Below are 500 nucleotides of genomic sequence, written 5' to 3' on the forward strand. Positions count from 1 at the left end.
TGCTTGACCTTGACCATCTCGCGCTTGCCGGGCAGATACGGGCCGTCCAGCCGCTTGGCGATCACGCCGTCGAGGCCGGCACCCTCGAACTCCGCCAGCCACTGCACCGCGAGCTGGGGATCCTCAGTGGTTCGGGTGACGTGGCACCACTGCTTCTCGGTCACCGCGTCGAGGAGTGCCTCGCGGCGGATCCGGAACGGCTGCTTGAGCAGTGAGGTGTCGCCGGACGCGAGTGCGTCGAAGCCGATGAAGTGCGCGGGCGTCTGCTCCGACAGCATCTTGATGCGGCTGGCAGCGGGATGAATGCGCTGGCTCAGCGACTCCCAGTCCAGCCGGGTGCGTCCGCCGAATTCGCGGGGGACGACGATCTCACCGTCCAGCACGCATCGCGGCGCCAGCTCGTCGCGCACCGCCTCGACGACATCGGGGAAGTAGCGGGTCAGCGGGCGTTCGTTGCGGCTGCCGAACTCGACCTCATCGCCGTCGCGGAAGCAGATCGA

Annotated in this window: 1 protein-coding gene; it reads right to left on the bottom strand. The window is 68.0% G+C overall.

Annotation, left to right across the window (positions count from 1 at the left end; translation table 11 throughout):
* On the bottom strand, positions 1-500 hold a 500-nt coding region (locus A5698_RS10845), incomplete at both ends, for an ATP-dependent DNA ligase (RefSeq protein ID WP_502688906.1).

This window comes from Mycobacterium sp. E136 (assembly GCF_001666865.1).
Taxonomy (GTDB): domain Bacteria; phylum Actinomycetota; class Actinomycetes; order Mycobacteriales; family Mycobacteriaceae; genus Mycobacterium.